The 14,899-nt window shown below is 59.3% G+C and carries 13 protein-coding genes; 7 read left to right on the top strand and 6 right to left on the bottom strand.

What is annotated here, in order from left to right; translation table 11 throughout:
* The first annotated feature begins 32 nt into the window (after window positions 1-32).
* The 3 genes from U5A05_RS00790 (at window position 33) to U5A05_RS00780 (ending at window position 2,549) form a co-directional block, all read left to right on the top strand.
* Entirely contained in the window at window positions 33-614 is a 582-nt protein-coding gene (locus tag U5A05_RS00790) for an alpha/beta hydrolase (RefSeq protein WP_321835240.1), read from the top strand.
* A gap of 49 nt (window positions 615-663) precedes the next feature.
* Window positions 664-1,560: a sigma 54-interacting transcriptional regulator gene (locus U5A05_RS00785; RefSeq protein ID WP_261740412.1), complete on the top strand. Its 897-nt coding sequence runs from the start codon at window positions 664-666 to the stop codon at window positions 1,558-1,560.
* A gap of 206 nt (window positions 1,561-1,766) precedes the next feature.
* On the top strand, window positions 1,767-2,549 hold the full coding sequence (locus tag U5A05_RS00780) for a MetQ/NlpA family ABC transporter substrate-binding protein (RefSeq protein WP_261740411.1): 783 nt from the start codon (window positions 1,767-1,769) through the stop codon (window positions 2,547-2,549).
* 52 nt (window positions 2,550-2,601) lie between these two features.
* On the opposite strand, the gene U5A05_RS00775 is transcribed toward U5A05_RS00780, so the two are convergent.
* Window positions 2,602-3,765, bottom strand: coding sequence for an AAA family ATPase (locus U5A05_RS00775; RefSeq protein ID WP_321835237.1), 1,164 nt, complete (start codon window positions 3,763-3,765; stop codon window positions 2,602-2,604).
* Between the two features lie 277 nt (window positions 3,766-4,042).
* On the opposite strand from U5A05_RS00775, the gene U5A05_RS00770 reads away from it, so the two are divergent.
* The 4 genes from U5A05_RS00770 (at window position 4,043) to U5A05_RS00755 (ending at window position 10,114) form a co-directional block, all read left to right on the top strand.
* Entirely contained in the window at window positions 4,043-5,134 is a 1,092-nt protein-coding gene (locus U5A05_RS00770; RefSeq protein WP_321835235.1) for an efflux RND transporter periplasmic adaptor subunit, read from the top strand.
* The gene (locus U5A05_RS00765) at window positions 5,131-6,198 is read left to right on the top strand and encodes an efflux RND transporter periplasmic adaptor subunit (protein WP_261740408.1); all 1,068 of its coding nucleotides are present in this window, start codon (window positions 5,131-5,133) and stop codon (window positions 6,196-6,198) included. Before U5A05_RS00770 ends, U5A05_RS00765 begins: the two co-directional genes overlap by 4 nt.
* A complete protein-coding gene (locus U5A05_RS00760) occupies window positions 6,195-9,257 on the top strand; it encodes an efflux RND transporter permease subunit (RefSeq protein ID WP_321835233.1) in 3,063 nt (1,020 codons plus the stop codon). The genes U5A05_RS00765 and U5A05_RS00760 overlap by 4 nt, the downstream gene beginning before the upstream one ends.
* 116 nt (window positions 9,258-9,373) lie before the next feature.
* A complete protein-coding gene (locus U5A05_RS00755) occupies window positions 9,374-10,114 on the top strand; it encodes an SDR family oxidoreductase (RefSeq protein WP_261740406.1) in 741 nt (246 codons plus the stop codon).
* 54 nt (window positions 10,115-10,168) lie between these two features.
* Here U5A05_RS00755 and U5A05_RS00750 read toward each other — a convergent pair whose 3' ends face one another.
* From U5A05_RS00750 to U5A05_RS00730, 5 genes are all read right to left on the bottom strand, one after another.
* Complete coding sequence (locus U5A05_RS00750; RefSeq protein WP_261740405.1) at window positions 10,169-10,795, bottom strand: ABC-type transport auxiliary lipoprotein family protein; 627 nt, start codon at window positions 10,793-10,795, stop codon at window positions 10,169-10,171.
* On the bottom strand, window positions 10,792-11,730 hold the full coding sequence (locus U5A05_RS00745) for an MlaD family protein (protein ID WP_261740404.1): 939 nt from the start codon (window positions 11,728-11,730) through the stop codon (window positions 10,792-10,794). Before U5A05_RS00745 ends, U5A05_RS00750 begins: the two co-directional genes overlap by 4 nt.
* 1 nt (window position 11,731) lies before the next feature.
* The gene (locus U5A05_RS00740; RefSeq protein WP_261742525.1) at window positions 11,732-12,523 is read right to left on the bottom strand and encodes an ABC transporter ATP-binding protein; all 792 of its coding nucleotides are present in this window, start codon (window positions 12,521-12,523) and stop codon (window positions 11,732-11,734) included.
* Between the two features lie 8 nt (window positions 12,524-12,531).
* Window positions 12,532-13,662 carry an ABC transporter permease gene (locus U5A05_RS00735; RefSeq protein ID WP_261740403.1) on the bottom strand — a complete coding sequence of 377 codons (1,131 nt, stop codon included), beginning with the start codon at window positions 13,660-13,662 and terminating at the stop codon, window positions 12,532-12,534.
* A gap of 79 nt (window positions 13,663-13,741) precedes the next feature.
* Window positions 13,742-14,782 carry a DUF2914 domain-containing protein gene (locus U5A05_RS00730; protein ID WP_261740402.1) on the bottom strand — a complete coding sequence of 347 codons (1,041 nt, stop codon included), beginning with the start codon at window positions 14,780-14,782 and terminating at the stop codon, window positions 13,742-13,744.
* Between the last annotated feature and the right edge of the window lie 117 nt (window positions 14,783-14,899).

Here is a 14,899-nt window from a genome sequence, read left to right as displayed (position 1 = left end):
GGTAACACACATACCGCTGGAGGCGCACACCCATGGGCAACGATTCGATTCGCTATTTGATAGTGCCGGGCTGGCAAGGTTCGTCCGACGATCATTGGCAAACCCACTGGCAAAACAGCTTACCGAACAGTACTCGGGTGGAGCAGGCCGACTGGCTGACGCCGCGCCGCGAGGACTGGATCGCCGCCCTGGCCGAGGCCATTGCCGCCGACAGCACTCCCGTGATTCTGATTGCCCACAGCCTGGGTTGCATTACCGTAGCCCATTGGGCCGAGCGTGCGCCAGAAAGCCTGTTGAGCCAAGTGCGCGGCGCGTTACTGGTAGCCCCGGCCGATGTCGAGCGCCCGGCCTGTGCGCCCGCCTTGCGCAACTTTGCACCTATACCGACCCGACCATTACCGTTCCCCAGCCAGATAGTCAGCTCGGACAACGATGGCGCAGTCAGCGCGCCACGAGCCATGGAGTTCGCCCGCCAATGGGGCGCCGAGGTCGGCATTATCAGCGGTGCCGGGCATATCAACGTCAAGTCCGGACACCAGCGCTGGGAGCAAGGTTTCGCCTTTTTGTACCGCCTGCAAACCCGCATCGAACATGGCGCCCTGCGCCGCGCATGAATTTTTGTAACGCCCGCGCCCACCCTTAGGCGGCGGGCGGGAGCCTGCCATGAGCCTGCATGAAACCTTCGGTCAGCCGTTGCTGACCTTTCCCGACGCGGAAAAAAGCCCCCTGAGCATTCGCGCCAAGGCGCTGGTGTTTGTCGACCCGCGTTCGCGCCAACTACGCAACGACCTGGAACAGTTGGCGCCCCGCGCCTTGCCCGTGTTGATCCGGGGCGAAACCGGCAGCGGCAAGGAGCTGCTGGCGCGGCATATTCACCGCGCCAGCGACCGCACCGGTTTGTTTGTTTCGGTCAATTGCGGGGCGATCAGCCCCACTTATGCCGATGCCGAGCTGTTCGGCTATGCCGCAGGAACCCACAACAGTTCGGCCAGCAGCCGCGCGGGGTGGTTTGGCTCGGCCAATGGCGGCACTTTATATCTGGACGAAATTGGCGACTTGCCTCTGGCGATCCAGGTCAAGCTACTGGCCGCGCTGGAAACCCACGAAGTCACCCGTGTGGGCGCCCATCAACCCAGCCCGGTCGATGTGCGACTGGTCGCGGCCACCAGCATTGATCTGGCCCAGGCGGTAAGTGCCGGCAAATTCCATGAGCGGCTGTATTACTACCTCAGCGAAGGGCGACTGGACTTGCCCGCGTTGCGCGAACGGCCAGGGGACATCCTGTCCCTGGCTGAATACTTTTTAGGCATCTACAGCCAACGCCTGAGCCTGCCCGTGCCGTTTATCAGCGACAGCGCGCAACGGGTACTTGAGCGCTACAGCTGGCCGGGCAACACCCGTGAACTGGAAAACGTGATTCATTTTGCACTGCTGGTGAGCACCGGCGAAGAGATCCAGCCCGAGCACTTGAACCTTCCCGATGGTCTGAGCCAGATTGAACAATTTATAAAAGGGGCGACAGAGCAGGAGTTGGCGGCGCTCAAGCAACTTCTTTCTTGACCCTGTGGGAGCGAGCCTGCTCGTGAAGACGCGCTATTGTTTACGACCTTCGCGAGCAGGCTCGCTTCCACAAACATCTCGTCAAGTGAACAAAATGGCATAAGAAGCTGAATAAATATTATTGTTCTGGAATAAAGAAACTCGGTATTGTCCATTTCGTCTTCCAAGAACCGTCATCCGAACGGTCACACACTTAAGGGTATTGCATGAAAAAGGTTCTGTTGTTTACCGCATTGGCGGCTGCTTTGACTGCAGGCCTGGCACAAGCTGGCGAAAAGCTGGTTGTGGCTGCAACGCCAGTCCCCCACGCCGAAATCCTTGAGTTGATCAAACCAACCCTCGCCAAAGAAGGCGTGGATCTGGAAATCAAAGTGTTCACCGACTATGTGCAACCGAACGTGCAAGTTGCCGAGAAGCACCTGGATGCCAACTACTTCCAGACCCTGCCGTACCTCGAAAGCTTCAACAAAGGTAAAGGTACTAACCTGATCACCGTGGTCGGCGTTCACGTTGAACCGTTCGGCGGCTACTCGAAAAAGATCAAAAACCTGTCTGAGCTCAAAGACGGCGCGACCATCGCTATCCCTAACGAAGGCAGCAACAGCGGCCGTGCTTTGATCCTGCTGCAAAAGGCTGGCTTGATCGAACTCAAAGACCCGACCAACGCTGTTTCCACACCAAAAGACATCGCCAAGAACCCGCACAACTTCAAGTTCAAGGAGCTTGAGTCTGCACTGCTGCCACGCGTGCTGGACCAGGTTGACCTGGACATGATCAACACTAACTACGCGCTGGAAGCGGGTCTGAACCCAGCCACCGACGCGCTGATCATTGAAGGTGCCGATTCGCCGTACGTGAACTTCCTGGTAGCCCGTCCTGACAACAAGGACAGCGTAGCGATCCAGAAGCTGGCCAAGGCCCTGACCAGCCCTGAAGTGAAAGCCTTTATTGCCGAGAAATACAAAGGTGCGGTGCTGCCAGCGTTCTAAACCACGCCCGCTTCACTGCAAACGCCGACGGCTTTTAAAGCCGTCGGCGTTTTTATTTGTCGGGCCAATACCACGTGGGCTTATCCAGCATCCGCTGGCCGACCACTTCAGTCTGGCCAAGGTTTTTTTCCAGCACGATGCAGTTGCACTCCGGGTCTTGCTGCAAGGCGGCGATCAGGCGCCGGGCATGGGACACCACCCATATCTGTGAGTGCTGCGAGGCGCTGATGATCAACCGCGCCAAGGCAGGCAACAGGTCCGGGTGCAGGCTGGTCTCGGGCTCGTTGAGCACCATCATGCTCGGCGGGCGCGGGGTGAGCAGGGCGGCGATCAACAACAGATAGCGCAGCGTACCGTCTGACAACTCGGCGGCCGACAATGGCCGCAGCAGCCCCTCCTGATAAAACTCGATATAAAAATGCCCGCCGGGCACGCACTCGATTTCCAGCCTGGCGCCGGGGAACGCATCGCAGATCGCGGCATGCAGGGCTTCGGGGTTGCCAACTTCAAGGATGGTTTGCAACGCCGCCGCCAAATCACGGCCATCGTGATGCAGCACCGGCGTGCGTGTGCCCAGTTGCGGCTGGCGCACAGGAGCGTCGGGGTCGGTGCGAAAGTGATCGTAAAAGCGCCAGCCACGGATGGACTCGCGTAACTGCAAGACTTCAGGCGACGCCTGTAAGCTGCCGATCTGATCGAACAGGCTGTCGAACAACGGCGTGTGCTGTGCCAGCACCTGCCAGTTGCGGCCATCACGAGCGCGAACCATGGGCCCTTTGCGCTCCACCAGCTCACTGGCCGGCCGGTAAAAAGGCCCCGCCCAGATACTCTCGTGCTTGATTTGCGGATCGAGGTTGAACTGCGTGCGCCCTGGTATCGGCAAGCCCAAGGCGATGGCGTAGCTGAATTCCTCTGCGGCAAACCCCAGGCGCAGCCGCTTGGCCCCCTGATGGACGCTGGCATTTATATCGACTTCGCCCTGTTTCATGCGCCGAGAAATCACCTCTGGTCCGGCCCAGAATGTTGAACTCAGACCACCTTCGCGGGCCAGGGCATTGACCACTCCGCCCTGGGCGGTTTCGGCCAACAAGCGCAGTGCTCGGTAAAGATTCGATTTGCCGCTGCCGTTGGGGCCAGTGATCAGATTCAGTCTGGCCAAGGGCACCACCAACTGGTTGATGGAGCGGTAATTGGCCACCGCCAGGGTGGTAAGCATAGTGGGCCTCGGTATGGGATCAGAAACCGTAGCAGCTGCCGTAGGAACGAGGCTGCGTCCGGTTGCGCAGCGACCGCAAGTCCTGAGTCCAGGAACTACCTGACACTTCGCGGCTACTGGTTTCACGACGGCTATGCCGCCGAACGCAGCCTCGTTCCTACGGCAGCTGCTACGGATCATTTTGCGCCTGCGGCAATAGAGTCCCACAGAGTGGAAAGCCTGTTCTACGCTATCAACCGTATTCGAATGTTAATCAGCATCACGCAAAGGAGCTTGCATGGCTGGTCCACTGAACACGGGCATTTTGGGCTTAAGCCTGTTGGCGCTACTCACCGCGTGTGGCAAAGAGGGGCCCAAAGAGCCTTTATCGCCTCGGGTGTATGTACAGCAGGTAAGCACTCGCGAATTTGCACTGCCGATTCAACTCAGCGGCGATATTCAAGCCCGGGTCGAAACCCGGCTTTCATTTCGCGTGGGCGGCAAGATTATCGAACGCAAGGTCGATGTGGGTGATCACATCCAGGCCCAACAGGTGCTGGCCCGCCTCGACCCCAAAGACCTGAAGATCCAGGTCGAGACCGCCCAGGCCAGCGTCAACGCGCAGCAAGCGCAAGTGGTGCAAACCCGGGCTGCGTTTATTCGTCAGCAAAAATTGCTGCCAAAAGGCTACACCAGCCAAAGCGAATACGACGCGGCCAACGCGGCCCAACTGAGTGCCAAAAGTGCCTTGGCGGCTGCCCAGGCCCAACTGGCCAACGCCCGCGAACAACTGAGTTACAGCAACCTTGAAGCCGAGGCACCCGGCATCATCACCGCGCGCCAGGCCGAAGTCGGGCAAGTGGTGCAGGCCACCATGCCGATTTTCACCCTGGCCCGCGACGGTGCCCGCGACGCAGTTTTCAACGTGTATGAGTCGTTGTTTATCGAGCCGCCCAAGAACCCCACGGTGCAAGTCACGCTGCTGAGCGATCCGACGATCAAGGTCAACGGCCAGATCCGCGAAATCACCCCCACGGTGGCCGCGCAAAGCGGCACGCTACAAATCAAGGTACAACTGGATGCACTGCCCAAAGGCATGGACCTGGGCTCGATTGTCAGCGTCAACCTGACCCCGCCACCCAGCCGCAGCATCGAGCTTCCATGGTCGGCCTTGACCAAAGACATCAGCGAACCCGCCGTGTGGATCGCCGACGAGCAAAGCAACGTACGCCTGCAGCGGGTCAAGGTCGGGCGTTACCTGACCGGCAGCGTGATCGTCAGCGATGGTCTTAAGGATGGAGAGAATGTCGTGGTCGCAGGCGGACAATTGTTACACCCCGGCATGAAGGTTGAAATCGTCCCAGCCCCGGCCCAGGGGGTGCAGCTATGAGACATTTTTGGGTGATGCCATTGGCCGCCGCCATGCTATTGGGCTGCTCTGAAAAACGACCACCCGAGCCCGTGCGCCCGGTGCTGTACGTAGTGGCCCAACCAGAGTTGGCGCAAAACCTGGGGCGCTTTGCCGGCAATATCGAGGCCCGTTACGAAAGCACGCTGGGCTTTCGTGTACCGGGGCGCATTGTGCGGCGCTTTTACGATGTGGGCGCGGAGGTCAAACAGGGCGACATTCTGGCCAACCTCGACCCGACCGATCAACAAAACCAGTTGCGCTCGGCCCAGGGTGATCTGGCCAAGGTACAAGCGCAATTGATCAACGCCCGAGCCACCGCCCGACGCCAGCAAGAGCTGCTCGACCGTGGTGTTGGGGCTCAGGCTCAACTGGACACCGCACAAGCCGACCTCAAAACCACCCAGGCCTCGATGCAACAGGCGCAAGCCGCGGTGAACCAGGCCCAGGACCAACTCAGTTACTGCAACCTGCGCGCTGACCATGACGCGGTCATCACCCAATGGCAGGCCGAGGCCGGGCAAGTGGTCAGCATCGGCCAGGAAGTCGTTACCCTGGCCCGCCCTGAAATCAAGGAAGCCGTGATCGACTTGCCGGGCCCGCTGGCCGAGGAGCTCCCCAAAGGCATCGTGTTCCTGGTCGCCGGTCAGCTCGACCCGAACGTCAACACCCGCGCCCATGTCCGTGAGATCGCCCCGCAAGCCGACAGCGCCACCCGTACTCGTCGTACCCGCCTGACACTGGACCAGACTCCGGCTGCATTTCGTCTTGGCAGTTCGGTCAGCGTGACCGTCAGCAGCCCGACCGCCGAGCATTTCCAGTTGCCACTGACCGCCGTGCAAGTCATCGACGGTCACAGCCGCGTGTGGGTTATCGACAAGGCAGCGCAAACCGTCAGCCCGCGTGACGTCACCGTACAGCGACGCGATGCAAAAACCGTGTTGTTGTCTGGCGGCATAACCGCAGGCGACAACGTAGTCAGCGCCGGCGTGAACAGTCTCAGTCCCGGACAGAAAGTCAGACTCGATAAGGAAAGCTCGCAATGAATGGGAAGTTCAACCTGTCCGAGTGGGCCCTCAAGCATCAGTCATTTGTCTGGTATTTGATGTTTGTGGCGGTGGTCGCCGGGATTTTTTCGTATATCAATCTGGGCCGCGCAGAAGACCCGTCCTTCGCCATCAAAACCATGGTGATCCAGAGCAAGTGGCCTGGTGCTACGGTCGATGAAACCCGATTGCAAATCACCGACCGCATCGAGAAAAAGCTCGAAGAGCTGGATTCGCTCGACTACGTGCAAAGCTATACCCGGCCCGGCGAATCCACGGTGTTTGTGTTCCTCAAGGACACCACCAAGGCCGATGCCATTCCCCATATCTGGTATGAGGTCCGGAAAAAAATCGGCGACATCCGCGGCGATTTCCCCCAGGGCATTCAAGGTCCGGGGTTCGACGATGAGTTCGGTGATGTGTATGGCACCATCTTCGCCTTCACCGGTGACGGCTTCACCATGCGCCAGCTGCGCGACTACGTGGAGCAGGTGCGCACCGGGATTCGCGATGTTCCCAACCGCGGCAAGGTAACGACCATTGGCGAGCAGGAGGAAACCTTCTACCTGGACTTTTCGACCCGCAAACTGGCAGCGCTGGGCCTGGACCAGGAACATATCCTTGAAAGCCTGCAACAACAGAACGCCGTGACCCCCGCCGGTGTCATCGAAGCGGGCCCGGAACGCATGTCGGTACGCACCTCGGGGCAGTTCCACAGTGTTGAAGACCTGGCAGCGGTGAACCTGCGGGTCAACGACCGTTTTTACCGACTGGCCGACATCGCCGATATCAGCCGGGGCTACGTCGACCCGGCAGCCCCCATGTTCCATTACAACGGTAAGCCAGCCATCGGCCTGGCAATCGCCATGATCGACGGCGGCAACATTCAGGAGTTCGGCAAGGAGCTGCAACAACGCATCGACGACCTGACTGCACAGTTGCCGGTGGGCGTGGGCGTACACATGGTGTCCGATCAGGCGCAGGTGGTTGAAGTGGCCGTGAGCGGCTTCACCAGCGCGCTGTTTGAAGCCGTAGTGATCGTATTGGCAGTGAGTTTTATCAGCCTGGGACTGCGCGCCGGGTTGGTGGTAGCGATCTCGATCCCGCTGGTTCTGGCCCTGGTGTTCGTGTTTATGGAGTTCACCGGCATCGCCATGCAACGGGTGTCGCTGGGTGCATTGATCATTGCCCTCGGCTTGCTGGTGGACGATGCGATGATCACCGTGGAGATGATGATCACGCGGCTCGAACTGGGGGAAACCAAGGAGCAGGCAGCAACCTTTGCCTATCACTCCACAGCCTTCCCGATGCTCACCGGCACACTGGTCACGGTGGCCGGGTTTGTCCCCATCGGACTGAACAACAGCTCGGCGGGGGAATACACCTTCACCCTGTTTGCGGTAATTGCCGTGGCGATGCTGGTGTCATGGGTGGTGGCGGTACTGTTCGCCCCGGTGCTGGGCGTGCATATCCTCAGCGCCAAGGTCAAACCCAAATCCGAGACACCAGGGCGTCTGGCCCAGGTTTTCAACAGCGGTCTGCTGTGGTGCATGCGTAATCGCTGGTGGACCATCGGCGCCACGGTGCTGATGTTTGTAATGGCGGTGTTCGGCATGGGGCTGGTGCAGAACCAGTTCTTCCCGGCCTCTGATCGCCCCGAAATTCTGGTGGACCTGAACCTGCCGCAAAACGCGTCAATTCAGGAAACCCTGAAAGTCACCCAGCGTTTTGAAGAGTCACTCAAGGGCGACCCGGATATCGTGCGCTGGAGCTCGTACATCGGCGAGGGTGCGATCCGTTTCTACCTGCCGCTGGACCAACAACTGCAAAACCCCTTTTATGCTCAGTTGGTGATCGTCAGTACCGGGCTTGAGAGTCGCGATGCGTTGATCGAGCGTCTGAACAAGCGTCTGCGCGAGGAGTTTGTGGGGGTCGGCAGCTTCGTCCATACCCTGGAGCTGGGCCCGCCGGTAGGGCAGCCGCTGCAATACCGGGTCAGCGGGCCGAACATCGATCTGGTGCGCAAGTATTCGATCGACCTGGCCTCGGTGCTCGATGCCAACCCCAACGTCGGTGAAACCATCTTCAACTGGAACGAACCCGGCAAGGTCCTGCGCATCGACATTGCCCAGGACAAGGCCCGCCAGTTCGGACTGTCGTCCGAGGACGTAGCCCATGTGATGAACAGCATCGTCAGCGGGGCAGCCGTCAGCCAGGTGAAGGACAACATCTACCTGATCAATATCGTCGGACGGGCCAACAGCAGTGAACGTGGCACCCCCGAAACCCTGCTCAACCTGCAAATCACCACGCCGAGCGGCACCTCGATTCCGCTACTGGCCTTTGCCACGGTGCGCTATGAGCTGGAGCAGCCGTTGATCTGGAGCCGTGACCGGATTCCCACCCTGACGCTCAAAGCCTCGGTGCGCGGTTCAATGCAACCGACCGATCTGGTCACGCAGCTCAAACCGGACGTCGACAAGTTCGCCGACAGCCTGCCCTTGGGCTACAACCTGCAAACGGGCGGCACGGTGGAGCAAAGCGCCAAGGCCCAGGGCCCGATCGCCAAGGTAGTGCCGTTAATGCTGTTCTTGATGGCAACGTTCCTGATGATCCAGCTGCAAAGTGTGCAGAAGATGTTCCTGGTGGTGAGTGTCGCGCCGCTGGGGCTGATCGGCGTGGTTCTGGCGTTGGTGCCAACCGGTACGCCGATGGGCTTTGTGGCAATTCTGGGGATTCTGGCGCTGATCGGCATCATCGTCCGTAACTCGGTGATTTTGGTGACCCAGATCGACCAGTACGAGCGTGACGGCTATGACCCGTGGCACGCGGTGATGCAAGCCACCCAGCATCGACGCCGGCCGATCCTGCTCACCGCTGCGGCCGCCAGCCTGGGCATGATCCCGATTGCCCGTGACGTGTTCTGGGGGCCGATGGCCTACGCCATGATCGGCGGGATCCTGTCGGCCACCTTGCTCACGCTGCTGTTCCTGCCAGCGCTGTATGTGGCCTCGTACAAGATCAAGGAGAACAAGAATCCGCCACCCACACATGTTTGATTATCCCTGTGGGATTAGTGTGAATTTACGAATACCGGTATCAAATCAGCGGTCTTTATCCGCGTGAACGCACATGTGAACCTAGCCCAACGCCTAATCCAATACGGAGTGTTGCCATGAGTTCCACACAACCTGACGTCGCCATTATCACTGGCGCTTCTCGCGGCATCGGTGCCGTTATTGCCAGACAGCTGGCCCGCCAAGGTTTTGCCGTGGTCATCAACTATGCCAGCAGCGCCAGCGAAGCCACTGCCTTGGTCGCAGAACTGCGCAGGGACGGGCACCAGGCGATTGCCGTGCAAGCCGATGTGGCCAGCGCCGCCGACGTAAAGCGCTTGTTCGATGAAACCGAGCAGCAGCTCGGCAAGGTTGATGTACTGATCAATAACGCAGGTGTGCTCAATGTTCTGCCGCTGGCCCAGTACAGCGACGAACTGTACGACCACACCTTCAATATCAATACCAAAGGCACTTTCAACACCCTGCGCGAAGCCGCCACCCGGCTGAACGGCGGCGGGCGCATCGTTAACTTTTCGAGCAGTACGGTGGGCATGAACCTGCCGGGTTACGCGGTGTACATCGCCAGTAAAGCGGCGGTTGAGTCATTGACCCAAGTGTTTGCCAAAGAGCTGCGCGGTCGCCAGATCACAGTCAACGCCGTGGCTCCGGGGCCAGTAGCGACGGAGCTGTTCTTGCGTGGCAAGAGCGAAGAACAGATCCAGACCTTCTCCCAGATGCCGCCCCTGGAGCGCTTGGGCCAGCCGCAAGACATCGCCAATATCGTCTCATTTCTGGTGAGCCCGGCAGCGGATTGGGTCAATGGGCAGATTTTGCGGGCCAATGGAGGGTTGGTGTAAGCAAAAGAGCCCCTCACCCTCCGGGAGAGGGTGAGGGGCTCTTGCCTTGGGCTTTTAACGCTCCGCCTGCCCCTGTTGCATCACCCACTGCACCACTTGCGGCATGAGGGTGTCGCTGGCTTGGCCAAAGCCGGCAACCACGCTCGGCACCATTGGATTGCTCAGTGGCTGGCGCGCTTCAAAACGCTTGGAGGCGATCACCCGCTGGTCGCTGCTACGCACCAAGCGAGCGTTGTACTGGATCAGCACTTGCGGGCTTTTGCCATTGTAGTGTGTCTGGAACGCCAACAATTCCCCACCCAGCTCGTAATCCGACTGCAAGTTGCTGTCGTCGGTACTCAAGCCCTGGATCCGGCCATCCTGCAGGAAGGCATCGAGCAGACGGTTGCGCAGCAGCACCGGCGCGGTATCGCTCCAGCGCGCACCCTTGTAGTTGCTGATCAGGTTGCCTTCGGGCACCACTGCAATGTTCTGGTTGTTCAGCGCACCGCTGGCCATCGGCTTGTCGAGGCGCAACGACCACGTCACCGGGGCGCTGTGGCTGGCAGCAACAGGCACTTGCGCAGCCGGCAACCGATACATATCGACCTGCTCCGGCTTGGGCAAGATTGAACAGGCGCTGAGCAGGCTCAGGCTGGCCGCAAGGACGATAGAACCTGCCAGGCGATAAGTACGCTTCATGGGGTAAATTCCTTGTTCTGTTCGCGGCCCAGCAAGTAACCGCTTGGGTTGGCTTCCAGGCGTCGCGAGATCGAGCGCAATGTGCCTAGGGTTTCGCGCAGTTCATTGACCGCCGGGCCAAGTTGATTCAGACCTTGCAGGCCGCTGTTAAGCGATTGCTCATTGTTGTCGATCAGCTTGTTGATGGTTGCGCTACTTTGTTCCAGAGACTTCATGGCGCTCTCTGCGCTGCTGAACATCTGTTTGCCATCGGTGCTCAGCAGACCATTGGCGTTGCGCATCAGTGCAGTGGTTTGCTCAAGCGTGGCGCTGGCCTGTTTGCCGACCTGGGCCAGCTGTTTCAACGTCTGGCTGATATCGCCACGCTGGCCGGCTATGGCCGTGGTGGTTTGCTCAAGATTATCCAGCGTCTTGCTGACGCGGCTGATGTTCTCTTCAGAGAACAGGCCATTGGCGTTATGCAGCAGCATGTTGACGTTGGCCAACAAGTCGTTGCCATCGGTCAACAGCCGGGCAATCGGCGAAGGCGAAGCCACGATTTCCGGCAGTTTGCCGTCCTTACCCTTGAGGGCAGGGCTGCTCGGATCGCCACCACTGAGCTGAATGATCGAGGTGCCGGTGACGCCGGTCAGCGCCAGCTTGGCCTTGGTGTCGACCTTGACCGGCGTGCCAGCCGCCAGGCGAATACGCGCCAATACGCGACGCGGGTCTTTTTCGTCCAGGCGCAGTTCGATAACGTCACCTACCTTGATTCCGTTGTATTGCACCGAGCTGCCTTTGGACAGACCGCTGACGGCTTCATTGAACACCACTTCGTAATCCTTGAACGTGCTGTCCATGCTCGCCTTCGCCAGCCACAGGCCAAACAGCATGCCTCCAACGACAACCAGGACGCTGAACAGGCCGATCAATACATGATGGGCACGGGTTTCCATGTCATTGCTCCTTAAGCTGGGTTGCCGCTTCGTATGCGGCGCGGCCACGGGGGCCATGGAAATATTCATGAATCCACGGGTCGTCGAAGTCTTCGACTTCACGGATGGGCGCAGCCACCAACACCCGTTTTTGCGACAGCACTGCCACCCGGTCAGTGATGGTGTACAGCGTGTCGAGGTCGTGGGTGACGAGAAACACACTTAAACCCAGCGCATCGCGCAGGGTCAGAATCAGTTGGTCAAACGCTGCCGCACCAATCGGATCGAGCCCGGCGGTGGGTTCGTCAAGAAACAGGATGTCCGGATCCAGCGCCAGCGCCCGTGCCAATGCCGCGCGCTTGACCATCCCGCCCGACAGTGAAGACGGGTATTTGTCGGCGGCCGACAAGGGCAACCCGGCCAGCGCCAGCTTGACGCACGCCAGATGCTCGGCGTCAGGGCGGCTCAGCCCCGCGTGCTCGATCAGGGGCAGGGCGATGTTTTCAGTCACCGTCAGCGAAGAAAACAGCGCACCACGCTGAAACAACACGCCAAAGCGCCGTTCAATCAACGAGCGCTCGGTTTCCTGCAGGTTCATCAGGTCTTGGCCAAACACTCGCACTTGCCCTGACGTGGGCCGACGCAGGCCGACAATACTGCGCAGCAGTACGGATTTACCGGTGCCGGAACCCCCGACCACACCGAGAATCTCCCCCTTGTACACATCCAGATCGAGGTGTTCGTGCACCGTTTGGCTACCAAAGCGGTTGCACAAATCACGCACCTCGATCACCGCCTCGCCGGGCTTGCGCATAGACACACTCACCAGCCCATCTCCATAAAGAACAACGCGGCTACGGCGTCGAGGACGATCACGATAAAGATCGATTGCACCACGCTGGACGTGGTGTGGGCGCCGACAGATTCGGCGCTGCCGCTGACCTTGAAGCCCTCAAGGCAGCCCACTGCAGCGATCAGAAAGGCGAAGAACGGCGCTTTGACCATGCCCACCAGAAAGTGCTGAACACCGATATCGGAGTGCAGCAGCGAAATAAACATGTCGGGGGAAATGCCCAGCGATACCACGCACACCACGGCGCCACCGAGGATGCCCGCCATCATGGCCAAAAAGGTCAGCAGCGGCAGAGCGATCAACAGGGCCAGTACCCGCGGCAGCACCAGCAAGTCCATCGGATCGAGGCCCAAAGTACGAATCGCATCGATCTCTTCGTTGGCCTTCATTGAGCCGATTTGTGCAGTAAAGGCACTGGCCGTGCGGCCAGCCAGCAGGATGGCGGTCAGCAACACGCCAAATTCACGCAGGAAGGAAAACGCCACCAGGTCTACGGTGAAAATTCCTGCGCCAAAGTTGGCCAGCACCGTGGCGCCAAGAAATGCCACCACAGCGCCCACCATAAAGGTCAGCAACACCACAATCGGCGCGGCGTTGAGCCCGATCTGCTCGATATGTGCTACCACTGGTGTAATGCGCCACTGTTTGGGGCGAAACAGATTGCGCACCAGGGTTTGCAGGATCAAGCCGATAAAACCCAGCAGTTGCAGCGTGTCTTGCCACAGCTTGTAGACCGAGCTGCCGATGCGGCTCAACAACAGAATGCCTATGTTCTGCTCAGCGGTTTTGACCGGCACACAGAAATCACGCATTGAGGAATAGACCGTTTGCAGCAAAGCACGGTCGGCGGCGGGAAGTTTCTGTGCGGTTTTGGTCAACTGACTGACGCGCTCTGCACCCAACAACTCCACCAACAGCGACGCACCCGCCGTATCGATACTGGAGACGTCATCCAGGTCGATGGCGGTCTGGTCGTCGTACTGACCGACCAGTTGCTCGGTCTGCTGCTTGAGGCGAGTGTAATGGGCAAGCGTCCAGTCGCCGCTGATCAGCAGTCGCGCAGGATTACTGGACGTGTCTAGTTGGGCATTGCCCGCCATGGCCGTAATAGTCTTAAGCTCCCAGCTCAGTACGTTGAAACGCAGACCTTATGTAATAGCACAATCCTGCAAAAGTGTTTCAGTTTGCCGGAGCTAGCGCAGGCACAGATTGATCTGGATTAACTCGGAAGCGCAAAACGCCGATCATCTGCCCATCTTCAGTCAGCACCCGAACTTGCCAGCGACCCACTGGATCGGGCGGGAAGTTCTGTTTGTGAGTCCAGGCGCGATAGCCCTCTTTGCGCCCGCCATGGATATCCAGGGCTATACGGTCGACTTCCTGGCCGTTGAGTTGCCAAACATGGTAAATCCGCTCGTTCAGACCCCGCGGAGCATTGATCGAGGTATACGCGTAGAGCCCACGAGTACGCAGCTCGCTGACGCTGATGTCCTCGATACTTTCGCCCGGCGTACGGTCTTGCAGCTGGGTGGTGACCGCGACTTCAGTCATCCACAGCGTGGCGGGGGGTACCCAGGAGCGCAGCAACCAGCCGGTGCCACCCAGCACCATGACGATCAGCGGTAGCACCAGCCAGCCGCGCCAGGTTTTCAGCGGCAAGCTCACGGCCAGGCTGGGGATTGAAAGCAACACAGCGGTGCCCAGCGCCAGCTTGTAGCTCTGGGCGGTGGTCAGGTTAAGGATAATCGGCAGCGCCGTCAGCATCGCCGCGAACAGTGCCAGGGTGTGCAACGCCAAAAACAGCCAGCGCCGGGGGGCCAGCCATTTGTAATACAGCGGGTCGGTAATGGTGATCAACGCGCACACACCGAGCAGCCCGGTAAAGACCAGCTGGCCGCTGTTCCAGGTAGTGGTGATGAAGAAAAACGGCAGGACGAAAAACAGACTTTCCTGGTGGATCATCTGGGTTGCATAGCGCAGCAAAGGAGGGGGGATTTCGCGTTTGAACACCCGGCTGAACAACTGGGTGAAACTGTTTTCCAGCATCAGCCAGACCCAGCTCACCAGCAGGATCACGGCGATCCAGCGGGCCATACCTTGCTGACGGTCCACCAGAATAAAACTGCTCACACCCGAGCAAAAACCAAACGCCGCGATCAGCCCTGGGTAGCGCTTCATCAACTCAAGGATGCGCTGTACGTAGTGGTTCCAGTCTGGCATTTAGCGATTCACATTCTGTAAGGACAATATCCTCGACAGAATAGCGTTTTAGACGGGATACGTCTGGGACGTTTGCTCAAGTCATGGTGCGAAATCCGTAGCAGCTGCCGAAGGGAC

This window comes from Pseudomonas kulmbachensis, from assembly GCF_963681935.1.
In the GTDB taxonomy this organism is placed as follows: domain Bacteria; phylum Pseudomonadota; class Gammaproteobacteria; order Pseudomonadales; family Pseudomonadaceae; genus Aquipseudomonas; species Aquipseudomonas kulmbachensis.
The sequence above is the reverse complement of the archived record's forward strand: the minus strand, read 5'-3'. Positions and strand labels throughout refer to the sequence as shown.